The sequence below is a fragment of the Streptomyces sp. 2A115 genome (assembly GCF_052245575.1).
Lineage (GTDB): Bacteria > Actinomycetota > Actinomycetes > Streptomycetales > Streptomycetaceae > Streptomyces.
In genome coordinates this window covers 17,007-39,524 of the sequence record NZ_JBQQCG010000021.1, presented here as the reverse complement: position 1 = coordinate 39,524, position 22,518 = coordinate 17,007, and the positions used below count along the sequence as shown (strand labels likewise).

18 protein-coding genes, 1 tRNA gene and 2 pseudogenes are annotated in these 22,518 nt (G+C 69.9%); 6 read left to right on the top strand and 15 right to left on the bottom strand.

Annotated elements, in window-relative coordinates:
• Positions 1 to 88: 88 nt before the first annotated feature.
• Positions 89 to 679: a TetR/AcrR family transcriptional regulator gene (locus tag ACTWQR_RS19960; RefSeq protein WP_443228461.1), complete on the bottom strand. Its 591-nt coding sequence runs from the start codon at positions 677 to 679 to the stop codon at positions 89 to 91.
• A gap of 275 nt (positions 680 to 954) precedes the next feature.
• Between ACTWQR_RS19960 and ACTWQR_RS19955 the strand changes: the two genes are divergently transcribed.
• Positions 955 to 4,236, top strand: coding sequence for a S41 family peptidase (locus ACTWQR_RS19955; RefSeq protein WP_443228537.1), 3,282 nt, complete (start codon positions 955 to 957; stop codon positions 4,234 to 4,236).
• Positions 4,237 to 4,506: 270 nt separating this feature from the next.
• Here ACTWQR_RS19955 and ACTWQR_RS19950 read toward each other — a convergent pair whose 3' ends face one another.
• From ACTWQR_RS19950 to ACTWQR_RS19935, 4 genes are all read right to left on the bottom strand, one after another.
• A complete protein-coding gene (locus ACTWQR_RS19950; protein ID WP_443228460.1) occupies positions 4,507 to 4,839 on the bottom strand; it encodes a hypothetical protein in 333 nt (110 codons plus the stop codon).
• 86 nt (positions 4,840 to 4,925) lie between these two features.
• Positions 4,926 to 5,810: an SDR family oxidoreductase gene (locus ACTWQR_RS19945; protein WP_443228536.1), complete on the bottom strand. Its 885-nt coding sequence runs from the start codon at positions 5,808 to 5,810 to the stop codon at positions 4,926 to 4,928.
• Positions 5,811 to 5,815: 5 nt separating this feature from the next.
• The gene (locus ACTWQR_RS19940) at positions 5,816 to 6,748 is read right to left on the bottom strand and encodes an alpha/beta fold hydrolase (protein ID WP_443228459.1); all 933 of its coding nucleotides are present in this window, start codon (positions 6,746 to 6,748) and stop codon (positions 5,816 to 5,818) included.
• Positions 6,745 to 8,319, bottom strand: a complete 1,575-nt coding sequence (locus ACTWQR_RS19935; RefSeq protein ID WP_443228458.1) for a flavin-containing monooxygenase — start codon at positions 8,317 to 8,319, stop codon at positions 6,745 to 6,747. Before ACTWQR_RS19935 ends, ACTWQR_RS19940 begins: the two co-directional genes overlap by 4 nt.
• A 141-nt stretch (positions 8,320 to 8,460) precedes the next feature.
• Between ACTWQR_RS19935 and ACTWQR_RS19930 the strand changes: the two genes are divergently transcribed.
• The gene (locus ACTWQR_RS19930) at positions 8,461 to 9,117 is read left to right on the top strand and encodes a MerR family transcriptional regulator (RefSeq protein ID WP_443228457.1); all 657 of its coding nucleotides are present in this window, start codon (positions 8,461 to 8,463) and stop codon (positions 9,115 to 9,117) included.
• Positions 9,118 to 9,195: 78 nt separating this feature from the next.
• Here ACTWQR_RS19930 and ACTWQR_RS19925 read toward each other — a convergent pair whose 3' ends face one another.
• Positions 9,196 to 9,999: an exodeoxyribonuclease III gene (locus ACTWQR_RS19925; protein ID WP_443228456.1), complete on the bottom strand. Its 804-nt coding sequence runs from the start codon at positions 9,997 to 9,999 to the stop codon at positions 9,196 to 9,198.
• A gap of 146 nt (positions 10,000 to 10,145) precedes the next feature.
• Here ACTWQR_RS19925 and ACTWQR_RS19920 point away from each other — a divergent pair, with 146 nt between their 5' ends.
• Positions 10,146 to 10,622, top strand: coding sequence for a GNAT family N-acetyltransferase (locus tag ACTWQR_RS19920; RefSeq protein WP_443228455.1), 477 nt, complete (start codon positions 10,146 to 10,148; stop codon positions 10,620 to 10,622).
• 13 nt (positions 10,623 to 10,635) lie between these two features.
• On the opposite strand, the pseudogene ACTWQR_RS19915 reads toward ACTWQR_RS19920, so the two are convergent.
• Positions 10,636 to 10,758: pseudogene (locus tag ACTWQR_RS19915) on the bottom strand (DNA-binding response regulator); the annotation flags it as partial.
• On the opposite strand from ACTWQR_RS19915, the pseudogene ACTWQR_RS19910 reads away from it, so the two are divergent.
• Positions 10,759 to 11,217 (top strand): annotated as a pseudogene (locus ACTWQR_RS19910) (FtsX-like permease family protein); the annotation flags it as partial.
• 216 nt (positions 11,218 to 11,433) lie between these two features.
• On the opposite strand, the gene ACTWQR_RS19905 reads toward ACTWQR_RS19910, so the two are convergent.
• The 7 genes from ACTWQR_RS19905 to galU all read right to left on the bottom strand — a co-directional run bounded on the left by ACTWQR_RS19905 (position 11,434) and on the right by galU (position 17,071).
• Positions 11,434 to 11,507, bottom strand: a tRNA-Ala gene (locus tag ACTWQR_RS19905).
• A 118-nt stretch (positions 11,508 to 11,625) separates the two neighbouring features.
• The gene (locus ACTWQR_RS19900; protein ID WP_443228454.1) at positions 11,626 to 12,933 is read right to left on the bottom strand and encodes a hypothetical protein; all 1,308 of its coding nucleotides are present in this window, start codon (positions 12,931 to 12,933) and stop codon (positions 11,626 to 11,628) included.
• 177 nt (positions 12,934 to 13,110) lie between these two features.
• Positions 13,111 to 13,740, bottom strand: a complete 630-nt coding sequence (locus tag ACTWQR_RS19895; RefSeq protein ID WP_443228453.1) for a GNAT family N-acetyltransferase — start codon at positions 13,738 to 13,740, stop codon at positions 13,111 to 13,113.
• A gap of 26 nt (positions 13,741 to 13,766) precedes the next feature.
• The gene (locus ACTWQR_RS19890; RefSeq protein ID WP_443228452.1) at positions 13,767 to 14,270 is read right to left on the bottom strand and encodes a MogA/MoaB family molybdenum cofactor biosynthesis protein; all 504 of its coding nucleotides are present in this window, start codon (positions 14,268 to 14,270) and stop codon (positions 13,767 to 13,769) included.
• The gene (gene moaC / locus ACTWQR_RS19885; RefSeq protein ID WP_443228451.1) at positions 14,267 to 14,779 is read right to left on the bottom strand and encodes a cyclic pyranopterin monophosphate synthase MoaC; all 513 of its coding nucleotides are present in this window, start codon (positions 14,777 to 14,779) and stop codon (positions 14,267 to 14,269) included. Before moaC ends, ACTWQR_RS19890 begins: the two co-directional genes overlap by 4 nt.
• 62 nt (positions 14,780 to 14,841) lie before the next feature.
• A complete protein-coding gene (gene glp, locus ACTWQR_RS19880; protein ID WP_443228450.1) occupies positions 14,842 to 16,164 on the bottom strand; it encodes a molybdotransferase-like divisome protein Glp in 1,323 nt (440 codons plus the stop codon).
• 4 nt (positions 16,165 to 16,168) lie between these two features.
• Positions 16,169 to 17,071: a UTP--glucose-1-phosphate uridylyltransferase GalU gene (gene galU / locus ACTWQR_RS19875; protein ID WP_443228449.1), complete on the bottom strand. Its 903-nt coding sequence runs from the start codon at positions 17,069 to 17,071 to the stop codon at positions 16,169 to 16,171.
• A 94-nt stretch (positions 17,072 to 17,165) separates the two neighbouring features.
• Here galU and ACTWQR_RS19870 point away from each other — a divergent pair, with 94 nt between their 5' ends.
• Positions 17,166 to 17,792, top strand: coding sequence for a 5-formyltetrahydrofolate cyclo-ligase (locus ACTWQR_RS19870; RefSeq protein ID WP_443228448.1), 627 nt, complete (start codon positions 17,166 to 17,168; stop codon positions 17,790 to 17,792).
• 69 nt (positions 17,793 to 17,861) lie between these two features.
• Here ACTWQR_RS19870 and ACTWQR_RS19865 read toward each other — a convergent pair whose 3' ends face one another.
• Positions 17,862 to 20,615 carry a penicillin acylase family protein gene (locus ACTWQR_RS19865; RefSeq protein WP_443228447.1) on the bottom strand — a complete coding sequence of 918 codons (2,754 nt, stop codon included), beginning with the start codon at positions 20,613 to 20,615 and terminating at the stop codon, positions 17,862 to 17,864.
• A gap of 284 nt (positions 20,616 to 20,899) precedes the next feature.
• On the opposite strand from ACTWQR_RS19865, the gene ACTWQR_RS19860 reads away from it, so the two are divergent.
• A complete protein-coding gene (locus tag ACTWQR_RS19860; protein ID WP_443228446.1) occupies positions 20,900 to 22,375 on the top strand; it encodes a potassium/proton antiporter in 1,476 nt (491 codons plus the stop codon).
• The last annotated feature ends 143 nt before the right edge of the window (positions 22,376 to 22,518 follow it).

The window sequence follows — 22,518 nt, the reverse complement described above, 5'->3', positions numbered from 1 at the left end:
CGACGACGTGAGCGATCGCGTCAGGTGGAACTGGGGACTTGCTTGGGGAGGGCCCTCGAAGGGGTTGTCGAGGAAGGGGAGGGGAGGATCAGGCGCTGAGGGCGGGGAGGATCACAGCGTCGATGTACGAGCGGAGGAACTCCTGCGTCGGCGGCTGGTCGTCGATCATCGTGCGAGCCGCGAAGCCGCCGATCATCATGTGCAGCACGTAGTCGATCGCCGGGTTGTCCGGACGGACCTCGCCCCGGTCGATGCCGCGCTGCACCACCTGGCGGATTTCTTCCATCTCCGGCTCGATGAGCAGTTCCCGGAACGCCCGTAGGAGATCCGGGTTCGCGTGGATCGCCACGGACACGCCCCGCATCAGCGCGGAGTTCTGCTCCATGGCGCAGTCGTCCTGGCGGAGCACCACCGCATGCATGTCGCCCCGCAGGGACCCGGTGTCGACGTCCGCGGTGCTGCCCGGCTTCATGTGCCGCATCGCCTTCACGACCAGCTCAGGCTTGCCGCCCCACTGGCGGTAGAGGGTGGCCTTGCTGGACTTGGTGCGGGCCGCCACGGCGTCCATGGTCAGGGCGTCGTAACCGACCTCCCGGAGCAGGTCGAGCACGGCCCCGTACAACTCGGCCTCACGCTCGGGCGTGATCCGGCTGCGACGCACCGTTGCTGCCTCAGCCATCCCACTCACCACTCCCGCTACTCCGGCAACTCGGGGCCGACTCGACTCCGAACGAAACGTTCTCGTACGTCTACTAAGGTACCCCATGGACGCTTCGAAACGAAACTGTTTCGTACGTGGCTTGGGTCACGCACTTTTTCGGCTGGGCCAGGCACCTTTTCGGACCACGAGTTGCCGGTCCCCAGCCACCGTAAAAGCATGGGTGGGTGACTGACCAGTACGAGTACGAGACCGCGACCGACACCGCGACCGGAGACGACAGCACCGCCGCCTACCTGCGCTTCCCGCACCTCAGCGGCGACCGCCTCTGCTTCGCGGCCGAGGACGACCTCTGGGTGACCCGCCTGGACGGCCCGGGCCGCGCCCGGCGGCTGACCGTCGACCGTACGAAGGTGAGCCACCCGCGTTTCTCGCCCGACGGCCGTCACATCGCGTACACGACCTGGCGCAGCCTCGACCCGGAGATCCATCTGGCGCCGGTGGGCGGTGGCCCGGCCCGGCGGCTCACCTACTGGGGCAACGCCGACACCCAGGTCTGCGGCTGGTCACCCCCCGACCAGGAAGGAAACAGCGACATCCTCGCCGTCGCCTCGCACGGCGAGCCCTTCTCGTACTTCACCTGGGCCTACAGCGTGCCGGTCAACGGCGACCCCGGCCGCAAGCTCCCCTGGGGCCCGGTCTCCCACATCGCGGTCGCCGACTTCGACGGCGAGCGAAGAACTCTGCTGCTCACCGGCACGCCGCCGCACGAGCCCGCCGCCTGGAAGCGCTACCGCGGCGGCGCCACCGGCCGGCTCTGGCTGCACGGGCAGCGGATCCTCGCCGACCTCGACGGGCACCTGGACGCGCCGATGTTCGTCGGCGAGCGGATCGCCTTCCTCTCCGACCACGAGGGCATCGGCAACCTCTACTCCTGCCTGCACGACGGCTCCGACCTGCGCCGCCACACCGACCACGACGCGTTCTACGCCCGGCACGCGTCGAGTGACGGCACCCGGGTCGTCTACCAGTGCGCGGGCGACCTGTGGATCGTCGACGACCTGACCGCGGACTCGTCGGATTCGCTGCCCCGCCGTCTCGACGTGCGCCTCGGCGGGCCGCGCGCGGGACGGCGTACGTACCAGGTGCCGGCGGCGCAGAACGTCGACGGGATCTCCGTGGACGAGACGGGCCGGGCCAGCGCCGTCGTCGTACGCGGCAGCCTGTACTGGCTCACGCACCGGGACGGCCCCGCGCGCACGATCGCGGACACCCCGGGCGTACGGGTCCGGCTGCCGGAGATGCTCGGCTCGGGCGGGCAGGTGGCGTACGTGACGGACGCGGAGGGCGAGGACGCCGTCGAGATCGCGTACCTGCCGCGTGCGACCGGCGAGCGCGAGCCGCGCCGGCTGGCCTCCGGCGAGCTGGGCCGCGTACTGGAACTCGTCTCGGACCCGCAGGGCGAGCGGCTCGCGATCGCTTCGAACGACGGGCGGCTGTTGCTCATCGACGCGACGGAGGACTCCGGGGGCACCTCCCGGACGGAATCCGGGGGAAGCCAGGTCACGGAGCTCATCCAGTCCGTCAACGGCCCGGTGCGGGACCTCGCCTTCTCCCCCGACGGCGCCTGGCTGACCTGGTCCCACCCGGGCATCGGCCGCACCCTCCGGCAGATCAAGATGGCGCGGATCGAGGGCCCGGGAGCGCGCACGATCGTCGACGTCACCAACGGCCGCTTCGAGGACGAGAACCCGGTCTTCACCCGCGACGGGCGCTTCCTCGCCTTCCTCTCCTGGCGCGGCTTCGACCCGGTGTACGACGTGCACACCGGTGACCTGTCCTTCCCGCTGGGCTGCCGCCCGTACCTCGTGCCCCTGTCCTCCGCGACGCCCTCGCCCTTCGCTCTGACCCCGGAGGGACGGCCGGCGGCCGGCGGCCTGGACCCGGTCGAGGACGACACGGGCGACGGCGACGGCACGGTGACGAGCGTGGAGATCGAGGGCCTGGAGAGCCGCGTGACCCCGTTCCCGGTCACGGCCTCCAAGTACTCGGCACTGCACCCGGTGGCGGGCGGCGGTCTGGTCTGGCTGCGCTGGCCGATCTCCGGCGCGCTCGGGGAAACCTTCGCCAACCCCGATGACACGTCGGGCCGTCCGACCCTCGAGTACTTCAACATCACCAAGGCGAAGAAGTCCGAACTCGTCGAGCATCTGGACTGGTTCGCGCTCAGCGGCGACGGCAGCCGGCTCGTGGTCGTGGACGAGGGCGACCTGCGCGCCGTCCCCTCCACCGAGTCCGGCGACCTCGACACGACGGTCTGGATCGACCTGCGCCGCATCATGCACGAGGCCGACCCGGGCGCCGAGTGGCGGCAGGCGTACGCCGAGGCGGGCCGCCTCATCCGCGCCTACTTCTGGGCGCCCGACATGTGCGGTATCGACTGGGACGGGATCCTGGACCAGTACCGTCCGCTGGTCGAACGGGTCGCGTCCCCCGACGAGTTCGCGGATCTGCTCCGCGAGGTACTGGGCGAACTGGGCACCTCACACGCGTACGTCTCCGCCGCGCGCCGCAACGAGGGGCCACCGCACTATCAGCGCCCGCAGGGCCTCCTGGGCGCCAACTTCGTCCGGCGCGGCGGCCGTTGGATGGTCAAGCGCATCCTGCCCGGCGACTCCTCCGACTCCAAGGCGCGTTCCCCACTGGCCGGTACGGGGATCCGCGAGTGCGCGGTGCTCACCCACGTGGACGGCCGCCCGGTGGACCCGGTCACGGGGCCGTACCCGCTGCTCGCGGGCGCGGGCGGTACGACGGTGGAGCTGACCTTCACCCCGGCGGAGGGCGGGGGCCGCTCGCGCCGCGTGGCGGTGGTCCCCCTCGTGGACGAACGCCCCCTGCGCTACCAGGACTGGGTGGCCAAACGCCGCGAGGTCGTACGCGAGTTGAGCGGCGGCCGCTGCGGCTACCTCCACATCCCCGACATGGGCGGCTCTGGCTGGGCCCAGTTCAACCGCGACCTGCGCATGGAGGTGTCGAGGCCCGCCCTCATCGTCGACGTACGGGGCAACGCGGGCGGCCACATCAGCGAACTGGTCGTCGAGAAGCTCACCCGTACGATCCTCGGCTGGGACCTGACCCGCAACGCCCAGCCGGTGTCGTACGCCTCCAACGCCCCCCGTGGCCCGGTAGTCGCCCTCGCCGACGAAATGACCTCCTCGGACGGCGACATGATCACGGCGGCGTTCAAGCTGCTGAAGCTCGGCCCGGTGGTCGGCCAGCGCACCTGGGGCGGCGTGGTCGGCATGACCGGCCGCCACCGCCTCGGCGACGGCACCGTCATCACGGTCCCCATGAACGCGGCCTGGTTCGACGCGTACGGCTGGACCGTCGAAAACCATGGCGTCACCCCCGACCTGGAGATCCTCCGCACCCCGCTGGACTGGGCGGAGGGCCGCCACGCCCAACTCACCGACGCGGTACACCTGGCCCTGAACCTCCTGACCACCCACCCAGCCGCAACCCCTCCAACCCACGACCACACCCCCAACAGATCCCGCCCAAAACTCCCGCCAAGGTGATGTGAACCCGCGGGCCGGTGGGGGCTGGTCGCGCAGTTCCCCGCGCCCCCTACGGGGCGCGGTACCGCACGCGCTCAGGGAGCGCGGGGAACTGCGCGTTCTTCCAGGGGCGCGGGGAACTGCGCAGTCTTTTGGGGGCGAGGGGAACTGCGCGACCAGCCACGATCAACCCGCACCCGACAACCAACCACCAGCACGCCCAACACAAACGTGGGGTGCCCTCAACAGCAAGGGCACCCCACGCTCGCTCATCGGCCAAGCCAAGCGGAGCTACATGTCGTAGTCCTGGTCGAACCGGTCCTGCTCTTCCCGCATAGCCCGCTCCGTCTCGTCCGGCGTCTGCCGCCCCCCACGCTGCGGCTCCTCACGACGCCGCTGCCCCCCTTGCTCACGCTCACGCTGGATCCGCTCACGCTCCTGCGGAGTCTGCGGAGTCCCCGGCGACTTCTGCCCGCGCTCACGCCCAGGCTCCCGCTCACGCCCGGGCTCACGCCCCGACTCCCGCCCGCGCTCGCTCATCGCGTCCTGAGCCTCGCCGAACTTCTTCTTCGCGTTCTGCTGAAGCTGCTCGTTCTTCTCCTGGAACTGGTCCTTCATGCCCATGAGGTTCACTCCTGTTGTGGGTGAGGGGATCGGGCCTCGACCAGACTGACACGCAGGAACAAAGCGCGCATTTCATACAGTTACGGTCAGTTACGCAACGTGCTCCGCGCCTGCTCATCGGCCTCCCCACCGGCCCCGACAAGCCCCGTCCGAACCCGCCCCACCCGTGGAGCGACCCGCCTCATCTCCCGCTGCCCGACCGCCCCGATGATCCCCGGCAGATACCCCCGTACGCCCTGCATCCCCCGCAGCCACCACTGCCCGTAGACATGACCGGCCCGCCGCTCGATCCCGGCGACGATCCGGTCGACGGCCGGCCCCAGCGGATACGTCTTGCCGGCCGGCCACGGCAACCGCTGCCGCAACTCCCGCATGACGTCGTCCTGATCGGCGCCGCGCACCATGTCGGTATCGGTCCAGGACAGATACCCGACCCCGACGCGCACCCCCTTGTACCCGATCTCGGCGCGCAGGCTGTGCGCGTACGCCTCCACGCCTGCCTTGGACGCGCAGTACGCGGTCATCATCGGTGCGGGCGTGATCGCGGCGAGCGAGGCGATCTGCAGCAGATACCCCCGGCTCTCCGTCAGCGCGGGAAGGAACGCCCGCGCCGTCACCGCCGACCCGATGAGGTTGACCTCGACGACCCGCCGCCAGGCCACGGGATCGGAGTCCACGAACGGCCCGCCGTTCGCGACACCGGCGTTGGCGACGACGATGTCGACCTTCCCGAACCGCTCCTTCACCTCCGCCGCGACCCGCGCCATGGCCTCGTGGTCGGTGACGTCGGCGTACCAGTGCCCGCTCTCGCCGTGCAGCCGCTCGGCGACCCCCTTCAGCGCGTCCGGCTCGAGGCCGACGAGCGCGAGTTTCGCACCGCGGGCGGAGAGCTTGCGGGCGAGGAGTTCCCCAACTCCCCGCGCGGCCCCGGTGACGACGGCGACCTGTCCTTCCAGGCTGACCCTGCTCACGCGACTCACGCGCCTTCCTTGAGTCCGAGCCGTACGTACGTGGCGACGAGGTCCCGGATCTGCTCGACGACCAGCTCCGGCGCCTCCACCGGGGTCATGTGCCCGAGCCCGGGCAGCTCGGCGGAACCCACGCAGTTCGGCAGCGAGGCGACGAGGCTCCGCGCGTGGATCACGGGTGTCATACGGTCGGCGGCGCCCACGACGACCACGGTCGGCACGGTCAACTCCCGTACGGCGTGGTCGAGATCGAGCGTGTCGAACACCCGCGACCAGGCGTACCGCACTCCCCGCGGACACGCGTGCACGATCCGCGCGCACGCCTCGACCATGCCGGGCGCCGAACCAGGCCCCATCGTCGCGTACTTGAGGATCCGCCGGGCGAGCGGCGTGACCGGCCCGAGCGGCGCCCGCGATCCGAGGAGCTTCCTGGTCAGCCAGGTCCGCGCCCGCCCGGCCCGCAACGGCACCACCAGCGACTCGGCGACCAGCCGCGAACTGCCCGTACTGCACAGCAGCACGGCCCCCGCGTGCTCCCGGAACCCGGCCCGCCCGGCCGCGGCCATCAGCGTCATCCCGCCCATGGAGTGCCCGGCCAGCACGGCCTTCTCACCGGGCGCGAGTGTCGCGGCGAGCACCGCCTCCAGATCGTCGGCGAGCACGTCCGCGGTGCACGCGGGGCTCGCCGGACTGCGGCCGTGCCCCCGCTGGTCGTACGCGATCACCCGGTGATCGACGGCGAGGTCCCGTATCTGCGCCGCCCAGAAGGCGGTCGAACACGTCCAGCCATGCGCCAGCACCACGGCCGGCGCCACCGTACTGTCGGCGGGGCCGTGCACCTCGACGTGCAGCCGCGCGCCGTCGGCGGAGACGGCGGTCAGCTCACGCGCGGGCACGGGCGGGGCGTAGGGCCCGCTCACCACATGCATCAGTCGGCTCACGCTCCGGCCTCCACATTCTTCTGCGCGTTCTGCTGCGCGTTCTTCTGCGTGCTTTGCTGCGCGTTGTTCGTACGACGCTCGCGTGCCGTTTCCGGTACGGGCGCCCGGAGGACGTCGTACTCCCCCAGATCGACGCGCCGTGTGGCGGCGCGGAACTCGCTCGTCGTGCCCGGCCAGATGGTCGTGTTGACGCCGTTGGCGTCGAGGTACCAGCTGGTGCAGCCGCCGGTACTCCAGACCGTGCGCTTCATCCGCTCCTGGACCCGGTGGTTCCATGCCTCGACCGCACCGGACCGCGCGTCGAGGGCGGCCCGCCCGCCGAGCACGTCCAACTGCCGTACGTAGTCCGCCATGTAGTTCAGCTGGGACTCGATCATCAGGATCATGGAGGATGTCCCGAGACCGGTGTTGGGCCCGATGATCGCCATCCAGTTGGGGAACCCGGTCGCGGTCGCGCCCCGCAGCGACTTCATGCCGCCGGACCCCCACACCTCGGCGAGGGTCCTGCCCTCCGCGCCCACGACCTGCTCGGCGATCGGCAGGTCGGTGACATGGAATCCCGTACCGAAGACGATCGCGTCGACCTCGGCCTCGCTCCCGTCGGCGGCGACGAGGGTGGAACCGCGGACCTCGCTCAGCCCGCTCGCGACCACGTCCACATTGGGCCGGGTGAGGGCCGGGTAGTACTCGCTGGACAGCAGGATCCGCTTGCAGCCCATGCGGTACGCCGGGGTCAACTTGGCCCGGAGGACAGGGTCCTTGACGGACCGGGCCATGTTCCGCTTGGCCAACTGCTCGACGAGGCCGAGCTCGTCGGGACGCTTGGTGAACGCCTGGATCTGCAACTCCCGCATGCCCCACAGGAGCCCGCGCCGGGCCTGCGCCGTGAACGGCAGCTGTCGGTGCAGCCACCGCTCGGGCCCGCTGATGGCCCGGTCGACGCGCGGCAGCACCCAGGGCGGAGTGCGCTGGAAGAGGGTGAGCTTCGCGACCTCCGGCTGGATGGCCGGCACGATCTGGATGGCCGAGGCGCCGGTGCCGATCACCGCGACCCGCTTGCCGCGCAGGGCGTAGTCGTGGTCCCAGCGGGCGGAGTGGAACACCTTGCCGGGGAAGGTGTCGAGCCCCGGAACGTCCGGGACCTTGGGGTCGGAGAGCGGCCCCGCCGCGGAGACGACGACGTCCGCGGTGAGGGTCCCGCTACTGGTCTCGATCTCCCAGCGCAGCCGCTCACCGTCCCAGGTCATCCGCTTCACCTCGGTGTTGAAGCGGAGGTGCGACCTCAGCCGGAAGACGTCGGTGACGTGCTCCAGGTACTCGCGGATGTACTCCTGCCCGGAAAACGTACGCGGCCAGTCGGGATTCGGCGCGAACGAGAAAGAGTAGAGATGTGACGGCACGTCACAGGCGCACCCGGGATAGCTGTTGTCCCGCCACGTCCCGCCAACGCTGCCGGCCCGCTCCAGGACGACGAAGTCGGTGACACCCTCCCGGCGCAACCGCACGGCGGCTCCGAGCCCGCCGAATCCGGATCCGATCACCGCCACCCGCACATGCTCGTACTCGGTCATCCCGACGCCTCCGTGCCTCGTACGACTCCGCTCAATGCCGCCAGTGAACACTGGCGCAATGGGGAGAGTAGGGCAGCTCCATACCGATGGGTAGGGGTCGGGGAAAAGAAAGTTACCGGCGGTACAACATAGGCTGACCGGATGGCGGACAAGCGGGAGTACCGGATGGAGGAGCTGGCCAGAAAGGCCGGCATCACCGTGCGCACGCTGCGCTTCTACCGTGAGCGCAAGCTGATCCCGCCACCTCGCCGTGAGGGCCGGATCGCCTGGTACGACGACGACCATCTGGCCCGCCTGCGCACGATCGCCGCGCTCCTGGAACGCGGCCACACCCTCAACGGCATCGCCGAGCTCGCCGAGGCCTTCGACCACGGCCGCGACGTAGGCGAACTGCTCGGTCTCGGCGGGCCCACCGAGGAGACCCCGGTCCGCCTCTCCCCAGAGGATCTGGCCGACGTGTTCGCGGGCCAGGACACCCCGGAGAACCTCGCCGCGGCCCTCGACCTCGGCTACCTCGCCACCGATGGCACCGATCTCGTACACATCAGCCGCCGCCTCCTCGACACCTCGGCGGCCCTGGTCAACGAGGGCATCCCCCTCGCGGACATCCTGGCCACCGCCCGCCGCGTACGCGAACACGCGGACGCCCTCGCCGAGTTGTTCACCAACCTGGTCCTCACCACGGGCGACCGCACCCCCGAGGACCTCCAACGCCTGCGCCCACTGGCGAAGAGCGTGGTGGAGGCGGAACTGTCGATGGCGTTGGACCGGCTCGTCAGCCGACGGCCGGAGGCCTGACCGTCTTCACCGTTCACCGTCACACAGGGTCCAGCGACCGTCAGACGGGGCCATCCCCGGGTAGAGCCGCCCGCCCCGTCAGGAGCCGTAGACCACGGTCACCGGCGCGTGGTCCGACCACCGCTCCGCATGCGTCGCCGCCCGCTCGACAGTCCCCTTGACCGCCCTGGCCGCGAGCCCGGGTGTGGCGACCTGATAGTCGATCCTCCATCCCGCGTCACCATCGAAAGCCCGGCCGCGGTACGACCACCACGTGTACGGGCCGGCCACGTCCGGATGCAGGCCGCGTACGACATCGACGTACCCGCCCTCCGCCTCGTCGAAGACGCGCCCGAGCCACTCGCGTTCCTCCGGCAGGAATCCGGAGCTCTTCTGGTTCCCCCGCCAGTTCTTGAGGTCGGCCTGCTGGTGGGCGATGTTCCAGTCGCCGCACACCACAACCTCCCGGCCGTCGGCGGCGGCCCGCTCGCGCAGCGCCTTCAGATGGGCGAGGAACTCCCCCATGAAACGGATCTTCTCGTCCTGCCGCTCGGTCCCGACCTCGCCGGAGGGCAGATACAGGCTGGCGACGGTGACGCCGGGAAGGTCGACCTCCACGTACCGTCCGCTTCCGTCGAACTCGGCGGACCCGAACCCGACCTGGATTCGGTCGGGTTCGCGGCGCGTATAGAGGGAGACACCGGCACGGCCCTTCGCGGCGGCGGGCGCGTGCACTACATGCCACCCCTCAGGCTGCCGTACGCCCTCCGGAAGCTGCTGGGGCTCGGCCCGCACCTCCTGAAGGCAGAGCACATCCGCGGACGTGCCGGCCAGCCACTCCACGAAGCCCTTCTTGGCGGCGGCCCGCAGTCCGTTCACATTCACAGAGGTCACTGTCAGCAAAGCACTCTCCTCGACATCACAGGCGACCCCATCGGCAGGACCCGTTGTCGGAGGTCACAGTGAGCACCCGCGCACGATACCGGCACACTGGACGAGCACACCGTGGGCCTCCCCGCCAGGGCGCGCATAGATGTACGATCCTCGGCATGAATATACGCCGGGTCTCCTTCGACCACCCCGACGCCGTCAAGCTCAACGACCAGGTACAGGCCGAGTACGCCGCGCGCTACGAGGACGAGGGCGATGTCACCCCCCTCGACGCCGCCATGTTCGAGCCGCCGCTCGGCCTGTTCCTGATCGCTTACGACGCGGAGGACCGCCCGGTGGCCACGGGCGGTTGGCGCTCCCAGGAGAAGAACGAGGAGGGCTACTCGGACGGCGACGCGGAACTGAAGCGCATGTACGTGATCGAGGAGGCCCGCGGCAACGGCCTCGCCCGCCGCATCCTGGCGGCCCTGGAGGACGACGCCCGCGCGGCGGGCCGGGTCCGCATGGTGCTGGAGACGGGCGACAGGCAGCCGGAGGCCGTCAGTCTGTACACGTCCAGCGGTTACGAGCCCTCCTCGAAGTTCGGCCACTACCGCTTCCACGAGTCGAGCATGTGCTTCGCGAAGGCCCTCTGAACGGTCAGCCGAGCTACGCCCGGAGGAACGCCAGCACCGCCAGGACCCTGCGATGGGTCTCGTCGGCCGAGGGGAGGCCCAGCTTGGTGAGGATGCTGCCTATGTGCTTGCCGACGGCCCCCTCGGACACCACCACGGGCAGGTGTTCACCAAGGACCAGTGGGCGCGGGCCAGTTACCCCGAGAGCAACCGGACGACCCGGATCGGCTTCCTGCTGGTCCCCGGCATCGCTCTCCTCTACACGGGCATCTCCCTGGCCAACACCATGGTCACGGCGACGCCCGACCGGGTCCGCGATCTGGCCGTGCTGCGCCTGGCCGGAGCGACCAAGGGGCAGGTACTGAGCATCGTCGGTGCCGAGGCGCTGATGATGGTGGCGGTGGGCGGGATACTCGGCCTCCTGGTCACCGGGCTGAACCTGCTGGGCATGTGGAGCGCCCTCTGCATCCTGTCGGTGTGGACGCCCATCGAGATCCCGTGGTCGATGCTCGGCACGGTGGTGGCCGCGTGTGCGGTCCTCGCGGTGGTGTCGACGGTCGTGCCCGCCGGCCTGTCCCTGCGACGCCGGGCCGTGGAACTGGCGGGCGCACGCGATGACCTTCTGAACCGGCGCCGGACCTCCGCCCCCCGTCCGTCCGGCGCCCCGTCCGCACACCTCGGCGCCCGTGACCGGGTGCCGGATGGTGGCGGGCGCACCGTGGAGACGCGGATGCCACCGTCGGCACCCACTCCCAGTGGGCGCCGGTCGGAGCTGCTGTACCACACCGAAGAGCCCCAGCCGGATCACTCCGACTGGGGCTCTGAGCTGCGGTGGACCTGTGGGGATTTGAACCCCAGACCCCCTCGATGCGAACGAGGTGCGCTACCAGACTGCGCCACAGGCCCTTGCAACGAGTGAAACTCTAGCATCCCCGTCAGGGTGCTCGGAAATCCGTTCCGGACACTGTCCCGCTGGTCAGGGGCGGGGCTCAGGAGAGATCCCCGAGAGGCTCCTGAGCCACCGTCACTCGTTGGCGGCGCGCGGCCGGTCGCCGTCCTCGTACTGGTCGAAGAGGGGCGTGCGGCCGCGCTCACGGGCGCGGCGGGCCGAGGCCGCGCGCCGGGCGTCCACGGCGCTGTCCGAGCTGTCGTCCGCGTCGGGCTCGCCCGGCTCCTCCTCCGCCTCGGCCGTGGAGCAGTCTGCGGCCGGCTCAACCGTGTTGGACCGCGCCGAGCTCCACGCGTCGGGTGCGCCCAGGTCGAAGTCGGACGTGGCGCGCGGGGCGACCGGGGCGGTCACGTACGTCGGCAGCGGCACCGGCACGGGGTCCCAGCTGTCGCCGCCGGCAGGCCCGCGTCGGCGCTCGCGCTGCTGGTCGACCCACTCGGCGTGGTCGGTCTGCTCGACGAGCGCGCGGCGGTCCGCGGCGAGCGCGGACAGGCCGGGGCCGGTGTCCGCCTCGGGTCCGTCCTCCGGTTCGTCCGCGCCGCCCGGCTCGGCGGGCGGCCGACGCCGGGGCCCCCGCTCCCGCAGCCGCTGCGCCGCGGCCTCGGCACGACGGCGGTCCATCACGTACGTGAACCGCCGCCGCTCCTGGGAGCGCAGATACGCGATGTAGACGCTCAGCATCACCGCGGGCACCCCGGGCGCCCACAGGAACGCGAGGCCGCCGACGGCCGCCACGATCGCGCCGAGCGTGAAGGCGAGGAAGAGGACGACCGTCGTACGCCGCCGACGCGCGAGTACCTTCGAGCGCCGGGCGCGCGCCGCGGCCTCGGCCGCGGCGGCCCGCCGCGCGGGGGACGACGCGGACGACGAAGGCCTGGCGCCCTGCTGAGGCACGGGCCGCCCGCGGCCCGCCGCACGGCCCGGCTTCGGCACCGGCTTGGCCGCGACCTGGGAGCCCGGCTGCGGCGCCGGCTTGGAGGCTTGCGACGCCTGCTTCGACGCGGGCGGAGCCTGCGCCTCGGACCGCGCGTCACCACGTACGTCCCGTACGTCCCGCGCTTCGTCCCGTGTGTCCCGCCCGACCTCGACGTCGGCCCGCGCCTCGCGCCGCTTCGGAGGCATGGCGAAGGCCCGGACGTCCACCGAGTCGGTGACGCCGTCCGGGTCGGCACGCTGCTCCCCCTCTTCGGTGGAGCGCGCCCGCAGGTCCTTGGCGTATCGGCGCTCCATACCCGCCCGCCCGGACAGGAGCCGGATGGCGGTGCTGAAGCGTTCCGTCGGACGGGCTTCATTCAGCTCGTCCTGCCTACGGAGCCACATTGGCACCAAGTAGGCGGCCCAGGCCCCGACGATGACTGCGTAGATGAGGCCGCTGCTGCTCACGCCTCACACGGTAGAGGGGTTTGCATGAGGCCATCTGCCAATTGAGCCGGTGTGTCGCACGATCTGGCTGATATTTCGAGCTTTTTTTGTGACCGATGCGATCAGCAGGTCACCGGGAGCGCGAATTTAATGTCCCAGGACGGTCGATCACCGATCATTTTCGAACACTTATTTCATTTACGCGGTGTTCCGGGGCGTGTCCCGCGGTGAGTTTTCGGACGCCTTCCGCGTGCGTGTCCGCTGCCAGCGGGCCAGCAGGCCTTCCGGCACCTCTTCGGCCGTGAGGGCGAAGACGAGATGGTCGCGCCAGGCTCCGTCGATGTGAAGATATCGTGGACGAAGGCCTTCCTCGCGGAATCCGAGTTTCTCCACGACCCTGCGACTGGGCCCGTTCTCGGGACGAATACAGACCTCGATACGGTGCAGCCCGACCGCCCGGAAGCAGTGGTCGGATACGAGCGCCACGGCCGTCGGCATCACTCCTCGACCGGCGACCCCCTCGTCCACCCAATACCCGATGTGGCCCGAACACATCGAACCCCAGGTGATTCCGGCGACCGTCAACTGCCCGACGAGCCGCCCCTGGTACTCGATGACGAACGGCAGCATCCGTCCCGCGTTGGCCTCCGCGCGCAGGTGCCTGACCATCTGGCGGTACGTCGGCCGGTGGGCGATCGGCCCGCTGGGCGTGGGCGGCGGAATGGTCGCCTCCCAGGGGCGCAGCCAGTCCCGGTTACGCCGGTTGACCTCGCGCCAGGCGCGCTGGTCGCGCATCCTTATGGGCCGGAGGACGACATCACCGTCCACCAGCTCGACCGGCCACGATGAGCTGTTCAGCTCGCACCCCCACTGCCGTTGGGTCTGGGGTGGTCGCCGCCGCGGATCTGGTCGACGGCGTGGATCAGCAGGGGCTCCAGGACGGCGAGACCGTCCCGGACCCCTCCGGTGGAACCCGGCAGGTTGACGATCAGCGTCCGTTCCGCGACGCCGGCGAGCCCGCGGGACAGCGCCGCCGTCGGCACCTTCTCCCTTCCGAACGCCCTGATGGCCTCCGGAATGCCCGGCACCGTGTAGTCGATGACGCGCAGGGTGGCCTCGGGTGTGCGGTCGGTGGGCGAGATGCCGGTGCCGCCGGTGGTCACGATGACGTCGTACCCGGCCTCGACGCCGCCGCGCAGCGCGGTCTCCACGGGATCCCCGTCGGACACCACCCGCGGTCCGTCCACCTCGAAGCCGTACGAGACCAGACCCTCGGCGATCAGCGGGCCGCCCTTGTCCTCGTACACGCCGGCGGCGGCCCGGTTGGAGGCCGTCACCACAAGAGCGCGGTAGGTCATGGCCGGCTCCAGTCACCCGACTTGCCGCCCGTCTTCTCCTCAACCCTTACGTCCGTGATGACCGCCCCCTTGTCGACCGCCTTGACCATGTCGATCACGGTGAGAGCCGCCACGCTGACCGCGGTGAGGGCCTCCATCTCGACGCCCGTGCGGTCGGTGGTCTTCACAGTGGCCAGGATCTCGACGGCGTCGTCCGCGACCGACAGATCAAGCTTGACACCCGACACTGACAGCGGGTGACAGAGCGGGATGAGATCCGGTGTCCGCTTGGCTCCCATGATGCCCGCGATGCGCGCGGTGGCGAGGGCGTCGCCCTTGGGCACCCCCTCGCCGCGCAGCAGCTCGATCACTCGGGGCGAGACCAGGACCCGGCCGCTCGCGCGGGCGGTGCGGGCGGTCACGTCCTTCTCGGACACGTCGACCATGCGGGCGGCGCCCGCCTCGTCGATGTGGGTCAGTCGGTCCTGCGCAGGGGGTCCGGGGGTCTCCCCCCGGGAAGATACGGTCATAAGGCTGCGGCGCTCCCGGTCGGGCCTGTTGTCCGCGACAGGGTACGCCCAAGACGGGGAGCTCAGCCGAGCAGTACCACGTCGACCTCGGCGCCGGGCTCCACGGACTCCGCGGACTCCGGGACCACGATCAGCGCGTCGGCGTGCGCGAGGGCCGCGATCAGATGTGATCCGGCGCCGCCGACGGGGGTCACTTCCCCGTCCGCGTACCGCCCGCGCAGGAATTGACGGCGTCCGGCGGGCGAGGTGAGCGCCTTGTCCGTGCGCAGGACCGCCCTGGTCGTGGGCCGGTGGATGTCGTCCACGCCCATCAGGGTGCGGATCGCCGGGCGGACGAACAGCTCGAAGGAGACGTACGACGACACGGGGTTGCCCGGGAGCGCGAGCAGCGGGGTGTGGTCGGGGCCGATGGAGCCGAAGCCCTGGGGCTTGCCCGGCTGCATGGCGAGCTTGCGGAACTCGATGCCGCTGCCCGCCTCGTCCTCGTCGCCGACGTGGGAGAGGGCCTCCTTGACGACGTCGTACGCGCCGACGCTGACGCCGCCCGTGGTAACCAGAAGGTCGGCGCGGATCAACTGGTCCTCGATGGTGGAGCGGAGCGTCTCGGCGTCGTCGGCGACCGCGCCCACCCGGTAGGCGATCGCGCCGGCGTCGCGGGCGGCGGCGCACAGGGAGAAGCTGTTGGAGTCGTAGATCTGGCCGGGGCCCAACTCCTCGTCGGGCTGGACGAGTTCGCTGCCGGTGGACAGGACGACCACGCGCGGGCGCGGGCGTACGCGGACGGTGGCTCGGCCGATCGCGGCGAGCAGGCCGATCTGCGGCGGGCCGAGGACGGTGCCCGCCGAGAGGGCACGGTCTCCGGCCTTCACGTCGCTGCCCTCCGCGCGCACGTGCGCGCGTGCCTGCGCCGGGCGGTGGACCTGCACCTGACCGGAGGCGGCCTCGGGGGACGCGCTGTGGGCGCGCATCCCCGAGACGGGGCCCTCGCCGAGGCCGCCGTCGGTCCACTCCACGGGGACGACGGCTTCGGCGCCGGGCGGCAGCGGGGCGCCCGTCATGATGCGGGCGGCCTGGCCGGGACCCACGTGGAGCAGCTCGGACTGACCCGCGGCGACGTCCCCGAGGACCGTGAGGACGGCCGGGTACTCCTCGCTCGCGCCGGCGACATCCGCGACCCGGACCGCGTACCCGTCCATCGAGCTGTTGTCGAACGGCGGCAGAGAGACCGGCACCGTGACGTCCTCGACCAGGACGCAGCCCTGGGCGTCGAGGAGTTGCAGTTCGATGGGTTCGAGGGGGCGGACCGTGGCGAGGATGTCCTCCAGGTGCTCGGACACCGACCAGAGGTGGTCCTGGCCGGTGACGCGGGTAGCGGCGCTGCTCAAGTTGCTACATCTCCTCGGTGACGTAACTGCGAAGCCAGGTCCGGAAGTCCGGGCCCAGGTCTTCACGTTCGCACGCGAGTCGGACAATGGCACGCAGGTAGTCGCCGCGGTCGCCGGTGTCATAGCGGCGGCCCTTGAAGACGACGCCGTGCACGGGGCCGCCGACCTTCTCGTCGTCGGCGAGCTGCTGGAGGGCGTCGGTGAGCTGGATCTCGCCGCCGCGGCCCGGCTCGGTCTTGCGCAGTATGTCGAAGATGTGCGGATCGAGGACGTAGCGGCCGATGATCGCGTAGTTGCTGGGAGCGTCCGCCGGGGCGGGCTTCTCGACGAGGCCGTTCACCTTGACGACGTCGCCGTCCGGGGTGGTCTCGACGGCCGCGCAGCCGTAGAGGTGGATCTGCGAAGGCTCGACCTCCATGAGCGCGATGACGCTGCCGCCGTACTGCGCGTGGACGTCGACCATGCGCTTGAGCAGCGCGTCGCGCGGGTCGATCAGGTCGTCGCCGAGGAGCACGGCGAAGGGCTCGTGGCCGACGTGCGGGGCAGCGCACAGCACTGCGTGGCCGAGGCCCTTGGGGTCGCCCTGGCGGACGTAGTGCATGGTGGCCAGGTCACTGGACTCCTGCACCTTGGCGAGCCGGTCGGCGTCGCCCTTCTTCTGAAGGGCTGATTCCAGCTCGTAGTTGCGGTCGAAGTGGTCCTCGAGAGGGCGCTTGTTGCGGCCCGTGATCATGAGGACGTCGTCGAGGCCGGCTGATGCGGCCTCCTCGACCACGTACTGGATCGCCGGCTTGTCAACGACGGGCAGCATCTCTTTGGGAGTGGCCTTGGTGGCCGGCAGGAACCGGGTACCGAGGCCGGCTGCGGGGATGACAGCCTTGCTGATCCTGGGGTGCGACTGAGTCATGCTCGACACCATATCCGGTGCCTTGGTGGGGAATCTGACACTCCGGTTAAATCATTCTCATATGAGCGCATTGTCAAGGATACGGAACAAGCCTATGAGCCGTCTGGGACCGGGAGCAGAGTCTGACAAGCGATTGTTGCGGCGAGAGTTCCTCACGGTGAGAAGCGGGTTGACGGCCGGTGACGTGCGGAAAGCGGAGGCCGCACTCGCCGCCCGCGCCCTGGAGCTGCCCGAGTTGGCACACGCGCGCACCGTGGCAGCGTACGTCTCCGTGGGGAGTGAGCCGGGCACGCGAGCGCTCCTCGACGCCCTCCACGCGCTCGGGGTGCGTGTCCTGCTGCCGGCGCTGCTGGCGGACAACGACCTGGACTGGGGCGCGTACGACGGCGAGGGCTCGCTCGTCCGCGTACAACACGGGGGAAAGATGGTCCTCTTGGAGCCCGCGGGCGATCGTCTCGGGCCGGACGCCGTACTCACGGCCGACGCCGTACTGCTGCCGGGCCTGGCCGTGGACGCGCGCGGGATGCGGCTCGGCCGCGGCGGCGGCTCGTACGACCGGGTGCTCGCGCGGCTGGAGCGCGCGGGCGCGGATCCGGCGCTGGTGGTGCTGCTGTACGACTCCGAAGCGGTCGATCGTGTCCCCGCGGAGCCGCACGACCGGCCGGTGCACGCGGCGGTGACCCCTTCGGGAGTACATCGCTTCCGCTCAGCCCCTACGTAGTCGCCGACAAGTCCCCTGCACGCGAAATTGCCCTCCACGCGTGCGTGGAGGGCAATTTCGCGTGTTTTCTCAGGGCTTCAGAACCAGCGTGTCCGACGTGGCCTTGTCGACCGCCCGCTCCGTGGAGGGCCAGGGCAGCAGTTCGCCGTTGACCCACTTGCTCGTCTGGTCGGTGTAGTGGGCGCTGTAGGCGTGCCCGGAGGCGCCGGTGAGGTTGATCCACTTCGACTTGTCCATGTCGTCGAGGTTCACCACCATCCGCATCGACGGCACCCAGACCACCGTGTAGCCGCCCGCGGCGTTCCAGCCCGTGGCGTTCACCGCCGCCTCGCCGCCGCTCATGTTGTACGGGCCGCGATTGAGCATGTACTGCAGGAAGCCGGGGCCCTCGGTGCCCAGGGTCTGGTTCTTCAGGTAGAGCCGGTGCAGACGGCCCCAGCTCCAGGTGTCGATGCCCTTGCCGAGCTTGGCGGTCAGCTCCCAGCGGGCGTCCGTCAGGGCCCGCTTGAAGAGCTCGTCACGGGTGTCGACGGCCTTGTCGAGGCGCGTACTGGGCGCCGACCACCAGTCGTTGTCCTCGTCGTCGAGGATCTCGCGGACCACCTCGAACCAGCGGTCACCGCCGTCCGGCTGCGCGCTGTCCGCCTCACGCTGGCCGCACTCGCGCACCTTGTCGTCCTCGTCGTCGACGGGACCGGTGGAGTCGGCCGGCTCGACGGACAGGCACTGGCCCTTGACCCGCAGCTCCTTGGGCAGCTTGTTGCCGAAGGCGAGCTTCAGGATGTTGCGCCAGGTCGCGTTGAAGTACGCGGCCGCCGCCGAGTCGGCCTCCTGGGTGTAGTTCCAGCCCTCCAGGAGCTTCTGCGCCTCGCGGACGTCCTTGTCGGCGACGTCGATCTTGAGCAGTTTGGGCACCAGGAGCTTGGCGATCTCGCTGCTGTTGTCGAGCTGCATCTGACGCATGTCGTCGGTCGAGATCTTGCCGTCGCCCTTGATCTTCGACTCGATGAGGTCGGAGATCCGCTGGCTGCGCGTGCCGTAGCCCCAGTCCGTGGTGAGCGTGTACCGGTACTTGTCCTTGTCGACGACGGCCTGGTTGGCGGTGACGATGTAGCCGCGCTTCGGGTTGTACTCGTAGGGCAGCTCGGCCTGCTTGATGAAGCCTGTCCACTCGTACTTGGAGTCCCAGCCGGGTGACGGGAGCGAGCCGTCGCCCTCGCCGCGGATCGGGATCCTGCCGGGCAGCTGGTAGCCGATGTTGTTCTCGGTGTCGGCGTAGACCAGGTTCTGCGAGGGCACGTCGAAGAGGGCGGCCGCCTTGCGGAAGTCCGTCCAGCCGGCGGCCTTGTTCATCGCGAAGACGGCGTCCATCGAGGTGCCGGGGTCCAGGGCGGTCCAGCGCAGCGCGATGGCGTAGCCGTCGCCGCGGTCGGGTGCCGCGTTGTCGACGGCTGCCTTCTTGCCGACCTTCACGAGTTCGTCGTCGCGGTCGGACAGCAGCGGTCCGTTGTTGGTCTCCCGGACGACGATGCTCTGGCTCTTGCCGCCCGCGACGTTGATCTTCTCCGTGCGGGTGGTGAAGGACCGCACCTCGTCGTCGTACTCGTAGCCGTCCCCGGTGAGCTTCTCCAGGTACAGGTCGGTGACGTCGGCGCCGGAGTTGGTCATGCCCCAGGCGATGTTCTCGTTGTGGCCTATGACGACGCCCGGCATGCCCGCGAAGGTGTAGCCGGAGACGTCGTACTGGCACTTCTCGGAGATGCTCGTGCAGTGCAGGCCCATCTGGTACCAGACCGACGGCAGCGAGGGCGACAGGTGCGGGTCGTTGGCGAGCAGCGGCTTGCCGCTGATGGTGTGCTCGCCGGCGACGACCCAGGAGTTGGAGCCGATGCCGTTGCCGTTCACACCGACGGCCGTGGGCACGTCGTCCAGCACGTCGTAGAGACCCGAGAGCTGGCCCTGCAGCCCGGAGGGTGCCGTGGCGTCGTTCGTGAGCCCGGTGCCGGCCGCGGACTGCGTACCGACGGCGGTGCCGCGCTGCTCGTACTCCTCGGTGACGCTGTTGTACTCGCCCTCCTGCACGATCGGCTTGTTCCGGTCGTACGGGTACTCCGGGTAAAGGTCGGCGATCTCTTTCGGGCTGAGGCGGCTGGTCATCAGGGAGCGGTCGATCTCGTCCTGCATGTTGCCGCGCAGGTCCCAGGCCATCGCCTTGAGCCAGGCCACGGAGTCGACCGGAGTCCACTCCGTGGGCTTGTAGTCGTTGGTGAAACCGAGGGCCGCGTACTCCAGGGAGATGTCCTCGCCGTCCTTGCCCTTCAGGTAGGCGTTGACTCCCTTGGCGTAGGCCTGGAGGTACCTCTTCGTCCCGGCCGACAGCTTGGTCTTGTACTCCTCCTCCGCGACCCGGTCCCAGCCGAGCGTGCGCAGGAACTCGTCGTTGTCGACCTGGTCCTCGCCGAACATCTCGGAGAGCCTGCCGGCCGTCATGTGACGGCGTACGTCCATCTCGTAGAACCGGTCCTGCGCCTGGACGTAGCCCTGCGCCATGAACAGGTCCTCGTCGGTGGAGGCGTAGATCTGCGGGATCCCGTAGCCGTCCCGCTTGACGTCCACGGGGCCCGACAGCCCGTCGAGCGTGATCGAGCCCTTGGTCTGCGGGAAGGAGGCCCGCACGGTACTGACACTCCAGTACGACCCGTAGGCAACGCCGCCGACTATGGCCAAAACCAGGACAATCAGGAACAGACGGGCTCTGCGCCCCTTCTTCCTGCCGGACTTGCCGGGCTTCCGGCCGGAAGAGGCGGTGGTAGTAGGGGGCATCGCTGTCCTTGCTGTCCTAACGCGAGCGGCAGACCGGGCTGTGCTTTTGACTGAACGATGGAGCAACCATAGGCGCAGGGCCGACTCACACTTGACGCGGAGTCGGGAACCAGACGTATGGGAGTTCGATCTTGGCCGGTGAATGGTCAAGAAAGCGTCAAGAGTTAGGTAAGGTAACGAAGTAGTTGACTCACCGAAGTAGTTGAACTGATCAAACTGATCCACTCGGAACGGCGCGAAGGGAACAGCCGCTGACTGTCCACGACCTCAACCAGCTCCTGCTCGTGTGCTCGCTCGTTCTGCTCGTCGCGGTGGCAGCGGTTCGGATCTCCTCGCGCAGCGGGCTCCCCAGCCTGCTCGTCTACCTGGGCATCGGCGTCACCATGGGCCAGGACGGCATCGGCGACATCCACTTCAACAACGCCGAACTGACGCAGGTCATCGGGTACGCGGCCCTGGTCGTGATCCTGGCCGAGGGCGGTCTCGGCACGAAGTGGAAGGAGATCAAGCCGGCACTCCCGGCCGCCTCCGTACTGTCGACCGTCGGCGTCGCGGTGAGCGTCGGAGTCACGGCCACGGCGGCGCACTACCTGATCGGGCTGGAATGGCGCCAGGCGCTCATCATCGGCGCGGTGGTGTCCTCGACGGACGCGGCGGCGGTCTTCTCGGTGCTCCGGAAAGTGCCCCTCCCCGCGCGCGTGACGGGCATTCTGGAGGCCGAGTCGGGCTTCAACGACGCCCCTGTGGTCATCCTCGTTGTGGCGTTCTCCACAGCCGGTCCTGTGGAGCACTGGTACGTGCTGATCGGCGAGATCACCCTGGAGCTGGTCATCGGCGCGGCCATCGGTCTCGCGGTGGGCTTCCTCGGTTCGTTCGGGCTGCGGCACGTGGCGCTGCCCGCGTCCGGCCTCTACCCGATCGCCGTCATGGCGATCGCTGTCACGGCGTACGCGGCCGGGGCGCTGGCCCACGGCAGTGGCTTCCTCGCCGTGTATCTGGCATCGGTGGTGCTCGGCAACGCGAAACTGCCCCACTGGCCCGCCACCCGCGGCTTCGCCGACGGGCTCGGTTGGATCGCCCAGATCGGCATGTTCGTGCTGCTCGGGCTGCTGGTGACGCCGCACGAGATGGGAGACGACATCTGGCCCGCGATCCTCATCGGGCTGGTGCTGACCATGGTGGCGCGACCGCTGAGCGTCGTACTCGCGCTGCTGCCCTTCCGTATGCGGTGGCAGGAACAGGCCCTGATGTCCTGGGCCGGGCTGCGCGGCGCCGTGCCGGTCATCCTGGCCACGATCCCGATGGTGAACGGCGTCGAGGACAGCCGACGGATCTTCAACCTCGTCTTCGTGCTGGTTGTCGTCTACACCCTCGTCCAGGGGCCCACCCTCCCTTGGCTGGCCCGGAAGCTGCACCTGGGCAAGTCCGCCACGGAGGCCGCCGACCTCGGGATCGAGTCGGCGCCGCTGGAGCGGCTGCGCGGACATCTGCTGTCCGTCGCGATCCCGGAGGGATCGAAGATGCACGGCGTCGAGGTAGCCGAGCTGCGGCTGCCCGCCGGCGCCGCGGTCACTCTGATCGTGCGCGACGGTGAATCGTTCGTCCCGCTGCCCACGACGGTGCTGCGCCGGGACGACGAACTCCTCGTGGTGGCCACAGACCCGGTCAAGGACGCGGCCGAGCGGCGGCTGCGGGCGGTCGGCCGGGGCGGCAAGCTGGCGGGCTGGCTGGGGACGAGCGGGAACGGGCCGGAGGACTGAGCCCGACGGGGGCGGGGCTCGGTCCTCCGGAACGGAAGATTGAGCCCGGGCGCACAATCACAGGCATCTATAAAGAAGGTGCTGGTTTTCACAGGAGCAGAATCGTTCAGCCCTGTATCATCAAGGCGCATCTTTGATTGAAC

Coding starts and splice junctions, on each gene's coding strand:
- ACTWQR_RS19960 (WP_443228461.1), bottom strand. CDS start 679: ATGGCTGAGGCAGCAACGGTGCGTCGCAGCCGGATCACGCCCGAGCGT.
- ACTWQR_RS19950 (WP_443228460.1), bottom strand. CDS start 4,839: ATGGGCATGAAGGACCAGTTCCAGGAGAAGAACGAGCAGCTTCAGCAG.
- ACTWQR_RS19935 (WP_443228458.1), bottom strand. CDS start 8,319: ATGACCGAGTACGAGCATGTGCGGGTGGCGGTGATCGGATCCGGATTC.
- ACTWQR_RS19930 (WP_443228457.1), top strand. CDS start 8,461: ATGGCGGACAAGCGGGAGTACCGGATGGAGGAGCTGGCCAGAAAGGCC.
- ACTWQR_RS19920 (WP_443228455.1), top strand. CDS start 10,146: ATGAATATACGCCGGGTCTCCTTCGACCACCCCGACGCCGTCAAGCTC.
- ACTWQR_RS19890 (WP_443228452.1), bottom strand. CDS start 14,270: ATGACCTACCGCGCTCTTGTGGTGACGGCCTCCAACCGGGCCGCCGCC.
- moaC (WP_443228451.1), bottom strand. CDS start 14,779: ATGACCGTATCTTCCCGGGGGGAGACCCCCGGACCCCCTGCGCAGGAC.
- galU (WP_443228449.1), bottom strand. CDS start 17,071: ATGACTCAGTCGCACCCCAGGATCAGCAAGGCTGTCATCCCCGCAGCC.
- ACTWQR_RS19870 (WP_443228448.1), top strand. CDS start 17,166: ATGAGCCGTCTGGGACCGGGAGCAGAGTCTGACAAGCGATTGTTGCGG.
- ACTWQR_RS19865 (WP_443228447.1), bottom strand. CDS start 20,615: ATGCCCCCTACTACCACCGCCTCTTCCGGCCGGAAGCCCGGCAAGTCC.